An 18,939-nucleotide genomic window follows, 5' to 3' on the forward strand; every position below is an offset into this window, starting at 1 on the left:
TTTCGGGCTAAGGATTTTGTTTAATCAAACGAACAAAAATATCCTCTAATGAAGGATTGATTTTTCGAATCGAATTTAACTGGAACTGATTTGTTAGCATTAATTCGGTTACTGCAGATGCCGCCTGTTCGATATCGGTTACTGTCAGATGCAGTTTATCTCCGAAGATAATCACTTCGTTTACTTCGGGAACAGATTTAACAAGTTTAGCGAGTTCACGTAGCGGTTCCGCTTTCACTTCCAGCACGTGCCCGGTATAATTCGATTTCAGATTTTGCGGTGTGTCAATGGCAATCAATTTCCCTTGATGCATAAATCCGACCCGATTGCATAGTTCTGCTTCATCCATATATGGAGTTGAAACAAAAATCGTTATACCCTGTTCATTTAATGTATAGATAATCTTCCAAAACTCGCGACGTGAAACCGGATCAACTCCCGCAGTAGGTTCATCAAGAAACAGGATTTCTGGTTCGTGAATAAGCGTGCAGCATAATGCGAGTTTCTGTTTCATACCACCGGAAAGTTTTTCAGCTAATCGGTTAACAAACGGGGTTAATCGACTGAACTCGAGAAGTTGAGCTGTTTTCTGTTTCCGGCTATTGTGCGGAACCTGATAAAGCTCAGCAAAAAAATCCAGATTCTCGTGCACGGTTAAATCGCCATATAAACTAAACCGTTGTGACATATATCCAACTTTTCGTTTCACGGCTTCAGCATCAGTCTTGACACTAATGCCGGAAACAATCGCATCTCCTTCAGTTATATTCAACAAACCGCAAAGCATTCGAATAGTAGTAGTTTTCCCTGCTCCATCAGGTCCAACGAGTCCATAAATTTCGCCTTTATAAACTTGAAGTGAAAGATTATCTACCGCAGTAAGTTTATCAAATCGTTTGGTAAGTTTTTCAGTTGTTATCGCCCAATCTGGCATATATATTATAGGAAGATGATAGAAGTTAAATAAGAACTGTTGCTAAGCTTTGAGTTCTAACTGCTTAATTTTTCTTTTTCGTCAGCTATGATTATTTCTGCATCTGCTGGCATACCGGGTTTGAGGAGATAGTCCGGATTCAATAACCTGATTTTAACTCCGAAAACCAGATTAACCCGTTCTTTTTTCGTTTGAATATTTTTCGGGGTAAATTCCGCTTGATTTGCAATCTCACTCACTTTTCCCGGAAACTTTTTATTCGGAAATGAATCTACGGAAATAATCGCATCTTGTCCTAACTTGATTTTCCCGATATCCGATTCCGGAACATAAATCCGCAACCAGACATTATCTAAATCGGCAATCGTTACTATTGGACTCCCAACATTTACCAGTTCACCCACTTCTTTATTAACAACTATCACAAATCCCTTTAATGGCGAGCGGATAACGGTATTTTCATATTGCACCTGAACCTGCTCTAGCGTCGCTTGCGCTTGTTTCACTCGCGCTCGAGCAGCTGCGATCGCTTCTGGCCGAGACCCAGCTAACAATAAATCCAGTTGCTTTTGCGCATATTCATATTGTTGTTTCGCCGTCTCTACCTGTTGGGGACGATAACCGGCGAGAAGAAGGTCTAGTTGTGCTTTTGCAGCGTCGCGATAACTTACTGCAGATTCAAATGCGGTTTTCGCTGCATCTCGTTGCTGCGCAGAAATCGCTCCATCTGCAAATAAACTCTGCATTCGTTCCCAATCCTTACTCGCTTGAGCCAGGTTCGCTTCCGCTTGCGACAACGCTGCTTTTGCCGCATCAATTTCCTGCGGTCGCGGACCGGCAACCATATTTTCCCAGTTCGATTTCGCTGCAGCTACATTCGCGCGCGCTTGTTCAATTTCTTCTTTTCGAGCACCAGCAAGCAAATCCGCTAGATTCGATTTCGCTGCTTCAACTGCTGCTTTCGCTTGCGCTACCGCAGCCGATAATTCGGATTCATCAAGTGTTGCAATTAATTGCCCTGGTTCAACAAAATCACCTTCTTTGACTTTCAACGCAACGATTTTTTCCGCAATTTTTGCGCTGATATCAACTTCAGTCGCTTCAATCGTTCCATTACCGGAAATCGTTACTACTCCTGTTTGTCTCGAACACCCTGAAAACAACAGAATTCCGACCGCAACACTGAATTTGATGACATCGAGAAATTTAAAAAATGGCATTCGCTTCATATTGGTTTACCCTCCAAAATAATGGTTGAAATTTAAACATTTTGCTTGTTCTTTAGTGAAGATAAAATGAAATCAATGGTATCCTGAATTGCGATTTCGATAAACGGTTCGTCGTATCGTTCGAGTTTAAACAACCGCTGTAGTATCGGTTGCGCAGTAATAAAATGCGCACAAACGCTAAAAATATGAAATGCCGTTAATTGGATATCTACATTTCTAAATTCACCGGACTTTATTCCTGATTCAAGAATGTTCATTAATGTTCTAGAATTGGATATGATATAAGGAGCCAAGACATTCATCAATCTTTTTTTGCCTAGACTCATTTCCATCAGAACCATGCGCGCTTGATTTGGATTCCGCAATAGCATGGTCATATAACTGCGAATGAATGACGCAAGTTTTTCTGTAGCTGAAACATCTAAGGTTTCCAGTTTTTCAATTTCATTGCGAAGTTTTATTGCGAGGTTAAGTATCATTTCGCGATATAACGCTTCTTTGCCGCCAAAATGATAGGTTATCGCGCCAAGGTTAACTTTCGCTTTCCGAACGATATCGCGAACGGAAACCGCATCATATCCATATTGAGCGAATAACTCGCTAGCAGCTTTCATAATAAGTTGCTTGGTATCCATAATCTAAAAACGTTCCCATATTTTAAAGGATGCAAATAATTCATACGTATGTATGATAACATACAGGGATAATCCTGTCAAGTAAACGCTGACCGACTTTTAAGTTCGCAGTTATGGCTGCAAGTACGATTCTATTATCGGAAGTTGGGGTAGCAAATCCGTTATGGAATAAATCGTCCCCAACCTCAGTTCAGGGTTTATCACCCTTTAGGATTAAAAGATTATTGAGATTAAAATTTGAATAACATATAGATTTTATTTCGGTTTGATAGTGGGGTAATATGAGAATTGAACCGTTCAATTCTCATTCTTGTCCCTAACCTACCCAGAGCAAAGTTACATTTAAGCCATTTTGAGATTGGGAGAAGTAGGTCTTTTCTTGTGTTTATCAGTTTTTATATTTTTTATTACCAAAATGGTATAATTCTTGTTTTCATTTGATTAAATTGGTATTAACAAGTAAAATTTTTAGAAACTGTTTAAAAATATCAACGAAACTGTGAATTTTATACACAAAAAGGATTAAACCGAATGAAAACTAAATTACGTATTGCCGTGTTAATGGGTGGGAAAACCGCAGAACATGAAGTATCATTGAACAGCGGAATGATGGTAGTAAATCATCTCGATAAGCAGAAATATTTGGTTAAACCGGTTATAATCACTAAACAGGGGTTATGGTTAGTTCCAGATAGCTATATTTCAAAACAAAGTAATTTTCAGCATCCGAAAGAACTCATTCATGATATTAAAACTAACCAGGTGACAATTGGAATTGGAATTGATAAACTCTTACATTCCAAAATTGAAGTAGTGTTTCTAGCAATGCATGGACCGTATGGCGAAGATGGAACGATTCAAGGGTTATTAGAATTAGCAGAATTGCCCTATACCGGTTCCGGCGTGCTCGCTTCGAGTCTGGCGATGAATAAAGTTAAAACACTCGAAATGTTGGAATATTGGGGTATCTTAACTCCGAAACGACTCGTTGTTACAGAAGTTAAAGGTCAAAGGTTAGCGGTTAGAAAAATTCAAAACGAAGTGAAAAGAGAACTTGGATATCCCTGCGTGGTGAAACCGAACGAATTAGGGTCAAGTGTTGCAATTCAAATCATCAAACAGCCGAACGACTTAATTCCAGCGATGAAACTTGCATTACAATATGACCGACAGGTTATTGTCGAGCAATACATCTCTGGCAAAGAAGTTACTTGCGCAGTTCTTGGTTGCGGATTTGGTAAAGAACCCATCGCATTACCACCAACCTTAATTATTCCGAAAACCAGCGAGTTTTTCGACTACCAAGCGAAATATACCGCCGGTGCAACGGATGAAATCACCCCTGCTCCACTTAACCGTAATCTGATTAAAAAAGTTCAACGCATCGCAGTTACTGTACATAAAGCGTTATGTTGCGGCAGTATGTCGCGAACCGATATGATAATTAACAAGAATAAAATCTATGTTTTCGAAACTAATACCATCCCCGGCATGACCGCAGTGAGTCTCTATCCGCAAGCAGCGAAAGCTGCAGGAATATCTTTTCCGCAATTGCTGGATAAATTGATTGCGTTAGCGATTGATGAATTCAGGAGTAGAAAGAAAATAAAAACTTAACCGCAGAGAACGCAGAGAAGGCGTAAAATTCGGTAAGAGTCAAACGAAAATACTTAAGCAGTTTTCCTTAAGTTTTTAGACGTTCTATTCTTTGAAATTCTTTCATTAATAAAGACCAAAAGTCTTGTTTTTTCTCACTTAAAAATCTCTCAATTTATTTTAAGATAAATAGGATTTAACCTTGCTAAAATCAATGATTTATGCTATTCTATATATGTAAATAATCAAGTTAAATATGCCTTAAAAATAGGGGGGCAAACCGATGAAAAACCGTTCTATCCAAAAGTCAAAAAAAGTTGATAATTCAGATTTAATTTCAATCCTTTTTCAGCAAGCGGAAGCAGCAGAAAACTTAGGGAATTATCCAGATGCGCTACAAAAATATGAGCAAGTATTAGCACTCGATTCAGAAAACTTGGAAGCGAAAGAAGGGATTATCAATTTAGGATTAGCTGATTCAAGTGGTAAACTTTATACCAAATGTTTTCGATATATTCAGGAGCTGGTGAAACAAGAGCCGGATAATCCACTGTTCTTAACATTTCTCGGTTTTTACCATCACTTTCAAAAAAATAAAGCGTTGCGAAAGAAAGCGCGGGAATACTATGAGCAAGCATTAGATTTGGACCCACTACAAGAACGTGCGTGGCTCGGATTAGGGTATTATTTCACTAAAATCGAAATAGATGTAGAGAAAGCAGCAGAATGTTTCCAATGTGCGATTCAAACCTATATTATCAATCGAGGAGAAGAAACTGGTAATGGAGTGTATCAGCTTAATTCAACCGCGCCGTTAGGTGAAATCTATCTCGAACTCGGAGTATGCTATGTTGAACTAGAGAACTACGATGAGGCAATAGACTGTTTTAAAAATTCGATTCTGATTGATAGAACCCGGTTGCGGGCGTATCGGTATTTAGCGGAAGTATATGAACAGAAAGGCTGGTTGAAACGCGCGCTACAAACCTATCAGAAAATGCTGAAAATTACTCTTAAAGACTTAGCGGAATCTGAAATGGATTGGGCAACCTTCCCGAATGGAATTAAAGATTATTCTACGGATAGAAAGTTCGCGGAAAAAAGAATAAAGAAATTAAAGAAATTAATGAAAATAGATTAAAACTAATTAGCAATTTTTTGTAATATATAAACAAATTTTTATATCGGGCAGCAAGTGGGAAATTGAGACACACAAGATATAACAAGGGATGGCTGCAATTTGAATCTACTTTGGGTAGTATAGTTACAGTAATTATTAAAAGTAGAGCAAGTCAAGGTGATGAATCAGATATACTTAGGGCTTTTATTGAATTTATTTCGAGACATTTTTTAGAAGAAGTAAGAGCAGTTAATATACAATTTGAATAATGTTAATCTCAATAATATCATGATTATATTGACAGAATTACTTCTACATGATTTTAACAGATAGCTAAAAATTAATTTTATTATTCAATTTTGAAAATACCTTATCCTAGAATGTGACTAGAAGCTATCTTACCAATACATTTGCATATATCTATACGTCTTTCTATTGGAACTTACCTATTAATTTTGCAATCTCCATCAAACTTTGATAATATAATTTAAAATAATTTCAAAGTTCAAATTTGAAGACTAAATACTAATCTTAATCTTTTTTATTTAACAGGGATTTAAATTATGCAAAAAAATCGTATTCTTGATACAGTAGTTACTGGTCATATTTGTATCGATATTATTCCTTCATTTCCGAAGTTGGCAGCGAAAACCATGGGACAGATATTCGTTCCTGGGACGCTGGTTAAAATCGGGAAAGCAGCAATTTCAACCGGCGGACCGGTATCGAATACGGGGCTCGCCTTAAAAAAGCTCGGAATAAACGTTGCGTTAATCGCAAAAGTTGCCGATGATTTTTTCGGAAATGCAACCATCGAATTATTGAAACAATCTGGAATGGAAAAAGGAATTCATAAAGTAAAACCGGGAGATGAAGTGAGTTCGTATACTATCGCGCTAGCTCCACCAGGATTCGACCGAATGTTTCTGCATAATCCGGGAACGAATAATACGTTCGGTTATGCGGATATTGATTTCGAGCTGGTTCGACAAGCGAAATTATTCCATCTGGGGTATCCACCAGCGATGCGGAAAATGTATGCAGATAATGGAAAAGAAATGGTAAAAATATTTAAGAAGGTTAAACAGCTTGGAGTAACCACTTCGTTAGATATGTCGTTACCCGACCCAGAATCTGAATCCGGAAAAGCGGATTGGAATAAAATTTTAAAAAATACTCTACCATATATAGATATTTTTCTGCCGAGCGTCGAAGAGACGCTATTTATGCTAGATAAACCGAAATACCTGCAAATTAAAAAACAGGCAAAAGGACAGCAAATGCTGGATAGTATTCCTGCAGAATTATATAGCTGGCTAGCAGAAAAATGTCTTGAATACGGTGCAAAAATCGTCGGTCTCAAATGCGCACATAAAGGATTCTATCTGCGTACTTCGGATGAACAAACTTTATCGAAAATCGGATTCGCGAAACCCAATAATCTTAAAACCTGGGCAAATCGAGAACTCTGGGAACCGAGTTTCCATGTCGAACCGATAGCGAGTGCAACCGGCTCCGGCGATTCAGCTATTGCAGGATTTCTCGCGGCATATTTGCGTGGGAAAACAATTGAAGTGACACTCCGTTACGCCTGCGCGGTCGGCGGAGATAACCTCTATGCGTTAGATGCATTAAGTAGTATCAGAAATTGGCAGGAAACAACGCGGCAGATTCAATCAGGATGGAAGAAGAATAAACTGATAATTAAAACCGCCGGTTGGAAATACGACAACCGAAACCAGCTATGGTATGGTCCGAATGATAGAACATCTTAAATTTAGTATTTTTCATGCTATATTGATGTTAATTATAATAATCAAACATAGGAAAATTGTTGTGAAAAATCTTATTACCTTATTAATTTTTATAACCGTCTGGATAATGATTGTTGTTTTAACTGGTTGTGCGACATTATCAAATCAGGTAGCGGAACCCACGTTATGGCAGAGTCCGTTATCAAGTTTGCCGATAATCTCCGGAGGAGAAACGAAACGAGTAAGTAACGTTGTTCGGCTGGAATCCGGTGCGAAACAGGTTATGGCTGATATCCAAGGTACGGGGATAATCCATCATATATGGCTTACCGCAATGCATAATAGCCAGTTGAGTTTACGGGAATTAGTGCTTCGTGTATATTGGGATAATGAACCGGAGCCAAGTATCGAAGTACCATTAGGTGACTTTTTCGGGGTTGGGTTTGCTAAAGAAAAAGAGTTTAAAAGTCTTCTATTAGAAATGTTTCCTGCTGGCGGTGAGAATCGGCCAGCGTTGAACTGTTATATTCCGATGCCGTTCAGTTACCGAGCGAAACTGGAAATCGAAAATCAAGGAAAACAACCGGTTTCGCTTATGTTCTGGCAGATAAATTATGAGCTGGTTAAAAAACTGCCGCACGATTATGGGCGGTTGCATGCGCAATGGCGACGCGAGAATCCGGTTAAACGTGGTGTACCCTATACTATTCTCGAAGCCAAAGGGGAAGGACGCTATCTCGGAACCGTATTCAATTATCATTTGCTCGAGCCCGGCGCTTGGGTTGAAGGTGGTGACGATTTCTATATTGATGTTGATAATGCTACGACTCCAACTTTGAAAGGAATCGGTGCAGAAGATTATTTCGGGCATGCTTGGGGATTCCGAACCGAAAATAATAGTTTATTCCACGGAACATCTTTTGGTCCGGAAGAACATCGAATGACCGCATATCGGTTCCATATCTTAGACCCGATTCGGTTCAAGAAATCGATCAAAGTTACAATGCGTTGTCACGGTTGGGATGTGCAAGATCGGGCAGATGATTATTCCAGTATCGCGTATTGGTATCAGAAAGAACCGCATTTGCCGTTTCCAGCATTTCCACCACTTGAACAGCGTTTGCCTTAAAATCTAACTAAAGTGAACATAGAAAAAATCGCTGAATTCGCAGTAGAGATATAAATAAGAGAAAGGTTTTGCTAATGTTCAAAAATATTATTATTTTGATTATTCTAGGTTATTCATTATTTTTAAATTTTGGTCATTGTGACCAGTATAAACATGAACCGAATCGATGCCAATTCGGAATTAATGCTTTAAAAACGTTCCATATACCCGATGAATTATATACTACAGTTTCAACGCGGATGGGATATATGCAGGAGCTAGGAGTTAAATGGGATCGGTCAGATTTCTGGTGGCATAAAATTGAACAAAAACAGGGAATATTTGATTTCACGTTCCCAGATACTGCAATTCAATTTTATGAACAAAATGGTATCCAGATGTTTCCGATTCTATGCTATCATTCAAACTGGGCGAACAATGGCGCTGCGCCGGCAACCATTGAAGAACAGGAGTTGTTTGCTCGATATGTTGAACACTGCGTTCGACGATATAAAAATCAAATAACCTATTGGGAATTATGGAATGAACCGAACATTCTCCCATTCTGGAAACCGAATCCGAATGTTGCGGATTATACCGCTTTATTAAAAAAATCATATATCGCGGCCAAAAAAGCTAACCCGAATTGCCAGATTGTTGGTGTCTGTATGGCAGGATATGACCCGGAATTTCTCGAACGACTATATCAGTTAGGAGGTAAAGATTATTTTGACGTGCTCTCATATCATTATTATCGAACTATCCCGCCAGAATATGAAGTACCGAAAGAATTGGACGATATACATAATTTAATGGCTCGTTATAACGATGGAAATAAACGGATTTGGATAACTGAACTCGGTGTATCCAACCATCCGAAATTTGGTGTTCCTGACGATTTACATGCCGCTTATTTAGTTCGGAATCATCTACTCTGTTTCGGCAGTGGATATGTTGATCGAATCTTCCAATTCGATATGATAAATTGGACTGATGATATTAACGCAACTTGGGACGGTATGCTTGGTCTGATGAAAACTAGCGGACAACGGAAACCGGCATATTATGCATATCAAACTATGGTTAACCTGCTTGATGGTGCTAGGATTATCGGGAGAGTTCCTTTCGAAGGAAAAGACGATATTTATGCCTATGTATTTGAAAAAGATAAACAGCTTATTTTCGTTTTCTGGACAATGAAAGGAGAGAAAAAATTCAGGATTAACAACAATAATCGACAGATTACGCTAATAAATTTGTTTGGGGAAAAAAGCATTATCCAAAATCAATCGAACGAACTAGAATTAACCGCAACTGAATTCCCCCAATATCTGCTCAATGCACCTAGTGAACTAATCTTACCTGCGTCTTTCAAGATTACTCCGCATAGTCTTGAATTAGCCCCTGGAGAAGAAACGGAAACGGTTCTCGAAGTTCGCAATCCTTTTCCTCGAACGATTACCGGGAAATTGCTCTGGACAACTAGTCCTGGAATTATTGTTACTCCACAGGTATCGAACGTGATTATCCCTGCAAATACAGTTTATCAGCAGCGAGTAAAAATTAAAACGAATAAGAATATTTCTGAAAATGAATATCAGATTGCCTATCAGTTTGAATCGGAATCAATGTTCAGTAAAACGGTTACTACGATTAAAATTCACCCGGAATTTAACATCAATGTTCGTCCTTTATATGACCGAGAAAAAAAACAATGGAAAATAATTGTACGGATAACAAATCAGCTCAAGAAACCGGTTGTTAACGCAACAATCTATTTCTCGTTAGAGAATGAAAAGACCATCAAATCTCTCGGACAAGTAAGGATAAAAAATCTTAAACCGGGACAACAAGCTGAAACTGTTTTTATGGTGAATGCAGCGACATTGTTTACCATAACCAAACCGTTTCACCTTAAGGTGCAATTTATTCCAAATGAAGTTTGGAGAAAGAAAACGGTTGTTTTCCCATTTGCTATCCATCCAATAGTAGAACAACCGATTCAAATCGATGGAATTTTAACGGAATGGGAGCATATACCTTGTATAGAATTAACTCAAATGCAGCAAGTAGTGCGTGGGAATAAAACTTGGTCATCAAATACACTGAATGGAATAGTTAAACTAGCTTGGTCAAGCTCTGATGTTTATCTCGCGGCGGAAGTCGTTGATATTGACCCAGGATACAATCCTTTTCCAGCAGGTGATTTATGGCGTGGTGACGCAGTTGAACTCTATTTAGGATTCGCTGGACCAGAAGACCAGCGGTATTATAGCGGTTCAGATTACCAAATTGGGTTATCTACCGGAACGGAAACGACACAACCGTTTATTTTCCTTTGGAAAAAAAATATAAAAATAGAGTCTGGGAATATAGCTATATGTCGCTTGCCGAATAAATATTTCCTGGAAGCAAGGATTCCGATATCAGAATTAAATGGTTTTACACCGAAACCGAATTCGGTTATCGGATTCGATGTGGCTATTGATGATTTGAATCGCAACGAATCGATTGATTATGCCCGTCCACCGGAAGGCAGGTCGATGATGTGGCATGGAACGAATATGAATTGGCAGAATCCCAGTAACTGGGGAATTGCTATAATTAAATAAAAGAGTATTTCTTGACAAAGATACTAATTCATAGTTTAATAATACCATAAAAACTTTAGATAAATTCGAAAATTAGTTGTTCAGGTTGCTAAATTGATTTTTCGTGAAAGGTGGATGATTTGCTATGATGACTCCGGAAGAAAAAGGTAGAATTTTATTAGAGTTTGAAGAATGCAAGAAAGAGTTGACGGAACGAAGATTAGAATTAGAAAAAGCTGGCGAAATATTAGGGTTATTCGCTAGTCTTCTACAACGTGAGCCGGAAAGTATCATTCTGCCAAGTCAAGATGAAAAACAATATAATGTCGCTAAAGAAACCGAGCAATATATCAATATTGATTATTTCCGACGAGCAACGCAAGCGATTCGTGCGTTAGTCACCCGATACGAAAGTCTAGAAAAGAAAAAGAGAGAAATCGGATTCTAGTAACAAATCCGATTGTATTTGTTAAACATTTGATGTTATTTTGCGCGATTCGAGATTCGCATTTTCGAAGAATTCACTTAAACATGGATTTCGACAATATCTTTATCTTGCAGAAGATAATGTTTTTCGACATGTTGCCCTTCGAACCGCGTTGATCCCCAAATGCGTGCAGTTTTAAATCGTTCTGCCATTTCATTATGGATTAACTGCGCTAAATCTAAAACTGTGCTTCCTTTAGGTAGAAGAAATGGGTTTTCCAAATCCGGTTTATGACCAGGAACTTTGGTATATACTCGAACTAATTCTAATCCGGTATAAAGCGTTTGTTTGAATATCTCCAAATTCGTCTGGTTTAATGCGGAGATGGAAACATAATCGTATTCCTTTCCAAATAATTCTATGATCAGTTTTTCATTGTATCCTCTAACATCTAAGTCGGATTTATTACCTAATATTAAAGTCCGTTTCGCTAATCCTGCCGATTCTTCTGATATCTGCGAAACGATATGTCTTCCCACAAGTAGAATTTTTATCTTTTCAATCCGGTCAATCACATCTTGTATCTGGTCAAGAACATTCTTATCCCCTAAATCACAGACTATGATAACTGCATCTACTCCACGAATAATATCTGGTATCCACGGTTCCATATAATCTCTGGTTACCGAAGTTGAATCAATTAATTCGATTTTAATATCCTGATATAGCATGATTCCTGGTATAGGATATCGTGTCGCGAAGGGATAGGGAGTAACCTCTGATTTCGCATTGGTTAATGAACAGATAATCTGCGACTTTCCAACATTCGGATACCCTAGCAGAAGCACCTGCGGAACATTTGGGATTCGATCAATATGAAACGTATGCCGATGCGCTTTCGATTTTTTGCCTTCTTGAATTTCATGGGTTAATTTTGATATTTTCGATTTAATTTCGGCTTGAAGTTTTTCGGTTCCTTTATGTTTCGGAATAAGCGCAAGCATTTCACGAAGACAGGTTAGCCGCTCTTGATTATCGCGGGCAGATTGATATTTCCGTTCCGCTTCCTTATATTGGGGAGATAGATTCGCTGGCATACAAAAATAATACACAGAAATTAAGTTAACACAGAGATCAGGAAAATAGAGTTTTCTATCTCTCTTCTTTCTATTTTCAACTAACTACGATTTCTTCAATTTTAGAATCATTTCTGCTATTCTTTCGCGCCAGAGATATACAACCGATTCATCTTTTGTTAATAATACTTCATTGACTGCTTGTTGCAGAATTCCTTTCGCTTCGCGTGCAAGCTTAACCAACATATCGTTTTCTTGTGCAGTGCCCTCCGCTTCTGCTTGTTTAATCAGTTGCTCAAGTATAAAAAGATATTGATAATCTTGCAACCCTTCGCGAAACGCTTCCCATCTTCGGCTAGGTATCGGACCACGGTCACTGGAATAGACGACCCCGTTATCACTATATCCCTCATCACCAACAACATCAAAATCGCTCCACGGGTCACCACGCCAAGAGTTATATGCCCAGAAACATACCCCATCTAGTCCCAGCTGGTAAACGAGCCAGGGTTTCAACCGATAATACTCTAGTACCGGCTGACTAGTCATATTCACCCGACAAGTATAACTCCAAATCGGTTTCCCAGTAGATTTATAATAAGCAAGCAGCGAATCTTTTTCAGATGATTTAAGCAAACTATCCAAATGGGGGATCCAGATATCAACATACGGATTCATTAGTTTCGCTTCTTCTAAATTTTGTGCGCCATTCATCACCCAGCGGACTCTCGGGTCAATATTTCGCAAAAATGGTCCGACTTCAGCAACTTTTTTCGCTAAGTCTCCGGTAGCTTCATCCCAAATCTGCATCGAAAAATCGGTATAATCCAATCCAAGGTCTAGCAAATGTGTGATCCAAGATTTTAACCAGGTTCCAAAAGCTTTTTTCCACGGGTCACTCATATACTCCCAATGATACTTTTTCGCTGCCCAGCGGTCGAATTCACGAACGACTCCGTATGAAAAGATAATTTCATTACCATATTTATGTTTCATAGCAATTGCGGTATCGTGTTTCGAAAAATCAATACTAATAACGTTGCCGGTAGAATCACATATCGGTGGGCAGAGATAGCAAGGAACTAACATTTTATTAATTTTATGGTCAATCAGGTCGCGAATATACGCATCATTTTCAGCATAATCCCAAAGATACGTTGCAATTGGCATTTCTCGAGGAAGCGTTATCGGAAGAACCTTAATAGTTATTTGTACTGTTTTTTGGCTAAACATTCTGTCTTCCAACGGTTTTAAAACGATTTGACCGAAATATTTTCCTGGGGGAATATTATGCGTTTTAATTGAAATCCAGACTTGACCGCTTTTCAAAGACGGTATGTCTATGAAGTGAGCTTCATCCATTGCTGGTAAGGCATCGCCGACAGTCATTCCATTTTTCAATTGCCGATATACCACCCGACGGAAAGTAATATTCTCCATAGGAAATTTCTCAGATTTGCCTTCATCAATTTTGCTCACAAGTTCTCTTAAACATACCCTAGCTTGATATGGCAGAAAGGATAAATTGGTTATATTAAACGCTGCGGAAATATATTCATCTTGCATGGCGAGGAGATCTATTTCTTTTATTTCTTCTGTAGAATAAGGTAACTCATCGGGAAAGAGATTCTCCCAGATACCTTTTTTCCAAACGATAGTTTGATAGTTAGATAACTTCCGATATAGTTCATTCATTTTCTGGGATATCTCTACCCAATCGGAATGAGATATACGCTTTTTCTGTTGATAGGCAGATGCAGATTTTTGTTCCAATTCATCGGTTACAGTTACTACTTCGTGCACTGCATATTGAAGTTCAGTGTGAATACCAGCTGGAATATTCGGATTCTGTAATAATTGACGTAAAAACATGGTTTGTAACCTTAGTTCACCGGCAATTGATTCCGGTTTTAACATCAAGGGGAATACCGTCCGATATACTGCTTCATTCTTTTGGTCAAATAACATTACCTGTATCCCATCTTCATATCCATATAAAGGGAATGAGATACAATGCTGCGTTGTTCCGATAGTAGATAAAGGAATATCTGCAAGAGTAGTATTATCCGTTCTAACAAGTGCTTCAACATGCAAACGATACGAACTATTTCTTATAATCTCTGGAGGAATAAATGTATACGGTAATTCATTATATCCAAACCCTAATTCAAGTTGATTAGGTAACTCTAATTTCGGTACTAATTCTTGAAATTTCAATATTCCTAATCGAATTGGGTTTTTAAACGGACCGGGACAATATGACCAAGAACTATATTCAGCGGTTTCCCGATAGCGATTCCGATAGAAGTTAATTTTCCAATTTGTCATAGTGGGTACGAGAGCTCTCTGCCCACACAATGCCGTAAACGGTATTGCGAGTTCGACTATCCAACTACTATCATCTTTGCCAACCGCAACTTGAGTTCTACTTTCCCATTCTGCGTTTTCCGGGTCTAAACCTATAGCATCATACAGCGCTCCGCCAGCGTTAACGATAATATGCGCTAATTTATCCCAGTTATTATCAGATAAAATAAGCAGTTCAATTGAATCATCTCGCCAAGGAAGTCCGTCGTGTCGAGATTCAGTAATCCGCTGATTTACCATATCTGCTTCATAACAGCGATAAGCGATATACATGCTATGCATATCATACGTCATATATACCCGAGTTTGCTGTGAAGCATAGCCGGTTCCGTCGTTACGGGTAAACCCTGAAACTGAAAAAGTTTCTTGCCAATCACGTAAATCACCATCGAGCACAATAGGATTAGAAGTTCTACCAATCGTTATCAATGGGACTAAACCGTATTTATCATATGGTTCAGCAACGGTAATTGACCGGTTAAAATATACACAAAAAAATAAGACTACATAGAAATAATACCAAAATTTTCTTGTATCCATACCCTTACCTAACAGAATGTAAATATAATATTCCGGTTTATCCTAAGAGATATTTTATTCTCGCTTATTTTACGCAATTATGTCAATAACTGCATGTTCATTGGTTACCAGGTGAGATTGTAGTTTCAATTCATTGAACCAAATTCTTGACGCTATATATTTTTTTTAGGTAAAATTATATGGTATTTTTAATTGACTTAACAGCGATAAAGCTTAACTACCGAGTCCCGATATATATCGGGTTAAATTTTAGTTCAGGGTCTATGCCGATTCGTCTCGGCTAAAAACAACCAAATATTGATTTCAACTATGGCTAATACGATACAAGCTTCATCAATTCGACGTGGGACAATTATTATGTATAATAACGACCCGCATCGGGTGCTTGAGTTTCAGCATCGAACACCGGGTAATCTTCGTGCTTTTGTTCAGGTCAAACTACGGAATTTACGGAACGGAATTTCTACTGAAGCACGATTTTCTGCAACGGAATGGATTGAACGAGCTGACCTTGAAACTCATCCGATGGAATTCTTATATAGCGATAATCAAGGGTATCATTTTATGAATACTGAAACTTATGAACAAGTTGCGTTGGATAGTGAGATTCTCGGTGATGCGATATACTATTTAACACCGAATTTGAAGGTTATGATTGATTTCCTTGATGGAAATCCGATTGCGGTCGAACTACCACCAGCGGTTGAGCTGAAAGTTATCGAAACTGAACCGGAACTTAAAACTGCTACGATAACCAATGTAACTAAACCGGCAAAATTAGAAACCGGATTGGTTATTCAAGTCCCACCATTTATCAATGTCGGTGATATAATTAAAGTTAAACCGGACGAAAATAAATACCTCGAACGAGTTAACCGTTGAATCAGGTTGTTGGAATTTGAATTTACCGTATTATTCTCCTGGCAAGTACAAAACCGGCAGCATGCTTTTCAGCGTAGTTTTTCGATTTTGGATCAAGACTTCCTACTGTTACGACCGGTTCGGTTGCATGGATAAATTCGTTATTGCCTAAATAAATCCCCGTATGGGTAATTCGTCCGCTCCGATTAGCAAAATAGAGTGTATCTCCAGGTTGCAGATTCTCAGTATATCCGCGGAATCCTACCAGCAGACCTACCGCCGATTGCTGGTCTGCATCACGCGGTAGATTAATTCCATTAGCTCGATATACCATTTGGACAAACCCGGAACAATCTATCCCAGCTTTCGTTACCCCACCCCAAACATATTTTGTACCAAGATATTGTTTCGCTGTTTCAAGCAGTTGCTGAATAAACTTGGTTCTTTCCTGTGGGACTCGATAATAATCTAATGGCACTAATATTTTTCTTCCGTCTGGAAGCTGTATTTGGCCAGAATCTGTTAGTGGAAGTGATGCACCAATAGGAATAGTTACCGTAGCTTTTTTATATTCTTTAACAAACAATACTTGCGGCCGGTTTTGCCATTTAACAAACGCTGATTTCGTCATTCGAACAACTCGGCGCTTTTCTACCCAACCGAGATAACCGTTACTCGCTTGTGCATAATAATATTTGCCGGTGGAATCTTCATCTAATAGAAAAATACTATCACCTAAAACTGATTCGGTAACTTGTTCTTTTAATCCGGTCGTTCGACTATAAAAAGGAGCGGCCTTGGTTTTCACTAAAGCAAATGAACGGCTCCCAATTCTTTTTGTCGGAACGACTTCAATGGTATTCTGGATGTTTTGAAATTGTAACGCGGAAATAACCGAAAATAATCCGTCCCGATATTCAGTTAATCCAACCAGCCCGGTTAAAATCGTTTTCCCAGATTCAACTTTTCCTTCAACTTCGAAACAATATATCCTTGAATCATAGACGACCAGAGGTTTATATCGTGCAATATATTCATTAATTTTTTCTGGGGAACCGATTCCGGTCGGTTCAATTCGTTTGATTGCTCGCTCGAGGAATCGTCTACCCCGTTGCGCTGCAGTATCCCCTTCATAAAAAACTATTCCTCGACGGATAACTGCCTTTCCTCGGCTAGGAGTTGTTGGAGTCGTTGATTGCATATCATTGTTTTCCTCCGCAAAAAGTAGCGTTGAACATACACCGGCAATTACTATCAATATCAGTTGTTTTAATAAACACTTTGTACCTTTCATAAAAAAACTGGACTGGTTATCAGATTGGGATATAGTCCCACCTCCTTTTTTTAAGGAGAACGAAATGCCAGTCCAGTATTATTTCTCTCTGCTTAATAATATACGCCTAAAGCGGAAATTTGTCAACTAAAAATGCAAATCGAAATCTTGTAGCGTTCGTAGAAAAATGATAAACGCTACGGTTTGGTTTTGTTTCTATCTCTTTGTTTGAATTTTTATATTCGGATTTTATTCTCTCCTAACGCGAAGGTACATATCGTTCATCCTGATATTCAAGCGTTTTCATTACATTCGGTTTAAGGTTTAACTGCCAGGTGATAATTCCGGAGTGTTCGAGTAGTTTCAGGTTATCAGTATCAAACGTGATAGTTCCATCGTCCGACGCTAGAGTTGGTTTGCCCGGTAGGCGGAGTTTAATGATTATTTGTCCTGCGGTTTTGTCATAATTCCGGAAATGTAATTTACCTTTTACCGTGACTAAATCAACAAAGAAATTATTATTCGGTTCGTAAGCCTTTAATTTCCGGCAATCATTGCACGGTTCGCTATCTGACTTATCTCTTCTTTCGGTGCGACCGCAGCGCCGATGGTTCGAATAACCTGACCGACCGCAATTGGTGCTAAATAATTAGTAGTATGAACGAAATGAGGTACACCAACCACAAAATTGATATCGCAATGGACTAAATGTTCCGCTTCGTTGATTAGTGTCCGCGAAGAGTTAATTCTGCATTTTCTTCATCTATTAATTTTAGGCTATATTCCGGAATCCAGGTTATCCCTTTCCGAAAATATGCCATACCGAGTGTCGTTTTAACAGGGATTTTACCGTTATCTTTAACCACGTGTACCCGAAGTGGCTTCTCGAGAATCTGTAATTTTTAATCCCAGCTAACGGTACTGCATAATTATTCTGCGCTGATTCTAACACAACATAATCACTACCAACGGAAACTAATCGTCCGGCAGCAATTCGGTCAGAACCTTTTTCACGATAGGTTAGCTGAATAGAAAGATATTTACTTGCTTCAAGTCGATTTCGTTTAACGGTAATATCTTTTGCAACATCAACATCGTCAAATTCAACTATCTCTCCCGGTCTACTACCGATAATATCAACCAATTCATCGGTTACATGAGAGAAAATCACAAATGTTCCGAATGCTGCTGGTGGCACCGCATCGGAAACACACCGTCTATCTCGTAGTGTTACTTCTCCTTGCCGTCGGAAAAACCCTAATTCGTTTTTGAAAACGGTAACAGATTTAACCCGCGATTTCCAAAGATGTAAATTATCTTGCCGTTCGCATTCATTAGCGGCAACAGCAGAAATGGTAACGTTACTCACCGCTACTACTAAACTGATAAAAAATAGAGTTTAATTTAGTCGTATCATTGCTAACCTCT

Annotated in this window: 15 protein-coding genes; 7 read left to right on the forward strand and 8 right to left on the reverse strand. The window is 38.6% G+C overall.

From position 1 onward, the window contains the following. Window positions 1-7: 7 nt before the first annotated feature. Genes N3A72_07045 through N3A72_07055 form a run of 3 tightly spaced genes read right to left on the reverse strand, consistent with a single transcriptional unit; the run spans window position 8 to window position 2,798 of the window. Window positions 8-934 (reverse strand): ABC transporter ATP-binding protein, encoded by a 927-nt coding sequence (locus N3A72_07045; protein MCX7919350.1) that lies wholly within the window; start codon window positions 932-934, stop codon window positions 8-10. Between the two features lie 56 nt (window positions 935-990). After that, complete coding sequence (locus N3A72_07050; GenBank protein ID MCX7919351.1) at window positions 991-2,163, reverse strand: efflux RND transporter periplasmic adaptor subunit; 1,173 nt, start codon at window positions 2,161-2,163, stop codon at window positions 991-993. Between the two features lie 32 nt (window positions 2,164-2,195). Continuing rightward, on the reverse strand, window positions 2,196-2,798 hold the full coding sequence (locus tag N3A72_07055) for a TetR family transcriptional regulator (GenBank protein MCX7919352.1): 603 nt from the start codon (window positions 2,796-2,798) through the stop codon (window positions 2,196-2,198). A gap of 531 nt (window positions 2,799-3,329) precedes the next feature. Here N3A72_07055 and N3A72_07060 point away from each other — a divergent pair. From N3A72_07060 to N3A72_07085, 6 genes are all read left to right on the forward strand, one after another. After that, window positions 3,330-4,415, forward strand: a complete 1,086-nt coding sequence (locus N3A72_07060; GenBank protein MCX7919353.1) for a D-alanine--D-alanine ligase — start codon at window positions 3,330-3,332, stop codon at window positions 4,413-4,415. 262 nt (window positions 4,416-4,677) lie between these two features. Continuing rightward, window positions 4,678-5,535, forward strand: a complete 858-nt coding sequence (locus tag N3A72_07065; GenBank protein MCX7919354.1) for a tetratricopeptide repeat protein — start codon at window positions 4,678-4,680, stop codon at window positions 5,533-5,535. Window positions 5,536-6,077: 542 nt separating this feature from the next. Continuing rightward, window positions 6,078-7,289, forward strand: coding sequence for a carbohydrate kinase family protein (locus N3A72_07070; GenBank protein MCX7919355.1), 1,212 nt, complete (start codon window positions 6,078-6,080; stop codon window positions 7,287-7,289). Window positions 7,290-7,350: 61 nt separating this feature from the next. Continuing rightward, window positions 7,351-8,397 carry a DUF2961 domain-containing protein gene (locus N3A72_07075; protein MCX7919356.1) on the forward strand — a complete coding sequence of 349 codons (1,047 nt, stop codon included), beginning with the start codon at window positions 7,351-7,353 and terminating at the stop codon, window positions 8,395-8,397. Between the two features lie 74 nt (window positions 8,398-8,471). After that, entirely contained in the window at window positions 8,472-10,988 is a 2,517-nt protein-coding gene (locus N3A72_07080) for a hypothetical protein (protein MCX7919357.1), read from the forward strand. A gap of 124 nt (window positions 10,989-11,112) precedes the next feature. Further along, a complete protein-coding gene (locus tag N3A72_07085; GenBank protein MCX7919358.1) occupies window positions 11,113-11,415 on the forward strand; it encodes a hypothetical protein in 303 nt (100 codons plus the stop codon). 77 nt (window positions 11,416-11,492) lie between these two features. Here the strand turns inward: N3A72_07085 and N3A72_07090 are convergent, their stop codons facing one another. Together N3A72_07090 and N3A72_07095 are read right to left on the reverse strand one after the other, a co-directional pair. Next, window positions 11,493-12,491: a TGS domain-containing protein gene (locus tag N3A72_07090; GenBank protein MCX7919359.1), complete on the reverse strand. Its 999-nt coding sequence runs from the start codon at window positions 12,489-12,491 to the stop codon at window positions 11,493-11,495. 84 nt (window positions 12,492-12,575) lie between these two features. After that, window positions 12,576-15,377 carry a DUF4091 domain-containing protein gene (locus N3A72_07095; protein ID MCX7919360.1) on the reverse strand — a complete coding sequence of 934 codons (2,802 nt, stop codon included), beginning with the start codon at window positions 15,375-15,377 and terminating at the stop codon, window positions 12,576-12,578. 309 nt (window positions 15,378-15,686) lie between these two features. Here N3A72_07095 and efp point away from each other — a divergent pair, with 309 nt between their 5' ends. Further along, complete coding sequence (gene efp, locus N3A72_07100) at window positions 15,687-16,259, forward strand: elongation factor P (protein MCX7919361.1); 573 nt, start codon at window positions 15,687-15,689, stop codon at window positions 16,257-16,259. A gap of 22 nt (window positions 16,260-16,281) precedes the next feature. On the opposite strand, the gene N3A72_07105 is transcribed toward efp, so the two are convergent. The 3 genes from N3A72_07105 to N3A72_07115 all read right to left on the reverse strand — a co-directional run bounded on the left by N3A72_07105 (window position 16,282) and on the right by N3A72_07115 (window position 18,880). Then, on the reverse strand, window positions 16,282-17,439 hold the full coding sequence (locus tag N3A72_07105) for a C40 family peptidase (GenBank protein MCX7919362.1): 1,158 nt from the start codon (window positions 17,437-17,439) through the stop codon (window positions 16,282-16,284). 609 nt (window positions 17,440-18,048) lie between these two features. Beyond that, a complete protein-coding gene (locus N3A72_07110; GenBank protein MCX7919363.1) occupies window positions 18,049-18,195 on the reverse strand; it encodes a hypothetical protein in 147 nt (48 codons plus the stop codon). 112 nt (window positions 18,196-18,307) lie between these two features. Beyond that, on the reverse strand, window positions 18,308-18,880 hold the full coding sequence (locus N3A72_07115; protein MCX7919364.1) for a hypothetical protein: 573 nt from the start codon (window positions 18,878-18,880) through the stop codon (window positions 18,308-18,310). Window positions 18,881-18,939 lie beyond the last annotated feature (59 nt).

It is taken from the genome of bacterium, from assembly GCA_026416715.1.
Taxonomy (GTDB): domain Bacteria; phylum UBP4; class UBA4092; order JAOAEQ01; family JAOAEQ01; genus JAOAEQ01.

Coding starts and splice junctions, on each gene's coding strand:
- N3A72_07065 (MCX7919354.1), top strand. CDS start 4,678: ATGAAAAACCGTTCTATCCAAAAGTCAAAAAAAGTTGATAATTCAGAT.
- N3A72_07055 (MCX7919352.1), bottom strand. CDS start 2,798: ATGGATACCAAGCAACTTATTATGAAAGCTGCTAGCGAGTTATTCGCT.
- N3A72_07060 (MCX7919353.1), top strand. CDS start 3,330: ATGAAAACTAAATTACGTATTGCCGTGTTAATGGGTGGGAAAACCGCA.
- N3A72_07080 (MCX7919357.1), top strand. CDS start 8,472: ATGTTCAAAAATATTATTATTTTGATTATTCTAGGTTATTCATTATTT.
- N3A72_07085 (MCX7919358.1), top strand. CDS start 11,113: ATGATGACTCCGGAAGAAAAAGGTAGAATTTTATTAGAGTTTGAAGAA.
- N3A72_07105 (MCX7919362.1), bottom strand. CDS start 17,439: ATGCAATCAACGACTCCAACAACTCCTAGCCGAGGAAAGGCAGTTATC.
- N3A72_07090 (MCX7919359.1), bottom strand. CDS start 12,491: ATGCCAGCGAATCTATCTCCCCAATATAAGGAAGCGGAACGGAAATAT.
- N3A72_07095 (MCX7919360.1), bottom strand. CDS start 15,377: ATGGATACAAGAAAATTTTGGTATTATTTCTATGTAGTCTTATTTTTT.
- N3A72_07045 (MCX7919350.1), bottom strand. CDS start 934: ATGCCAGATTGGGCGATAACAACTGAAAAACTTACCAAACGATTTGAT.
- N3A72_07050 (MCX7919351.1), bottom strand. CDS start 2,163: ATGAAGCGAATGCCATTTTTTAAATTTCTCGATGTCATCAAATTCAGT.
- efp (MCX7919361.1), top strand. CDS start 15,687: ATGGCTAATACGATACAAGCTTCATCAATTCGACGTGGGACAATTATT.
- N3A72_07070 (MCX7919355.1), top strand. CDS start 6,078: ATGCAAAAAAATCGTATTCTTGATACAGTAGTTACTGGTCATATTTGT.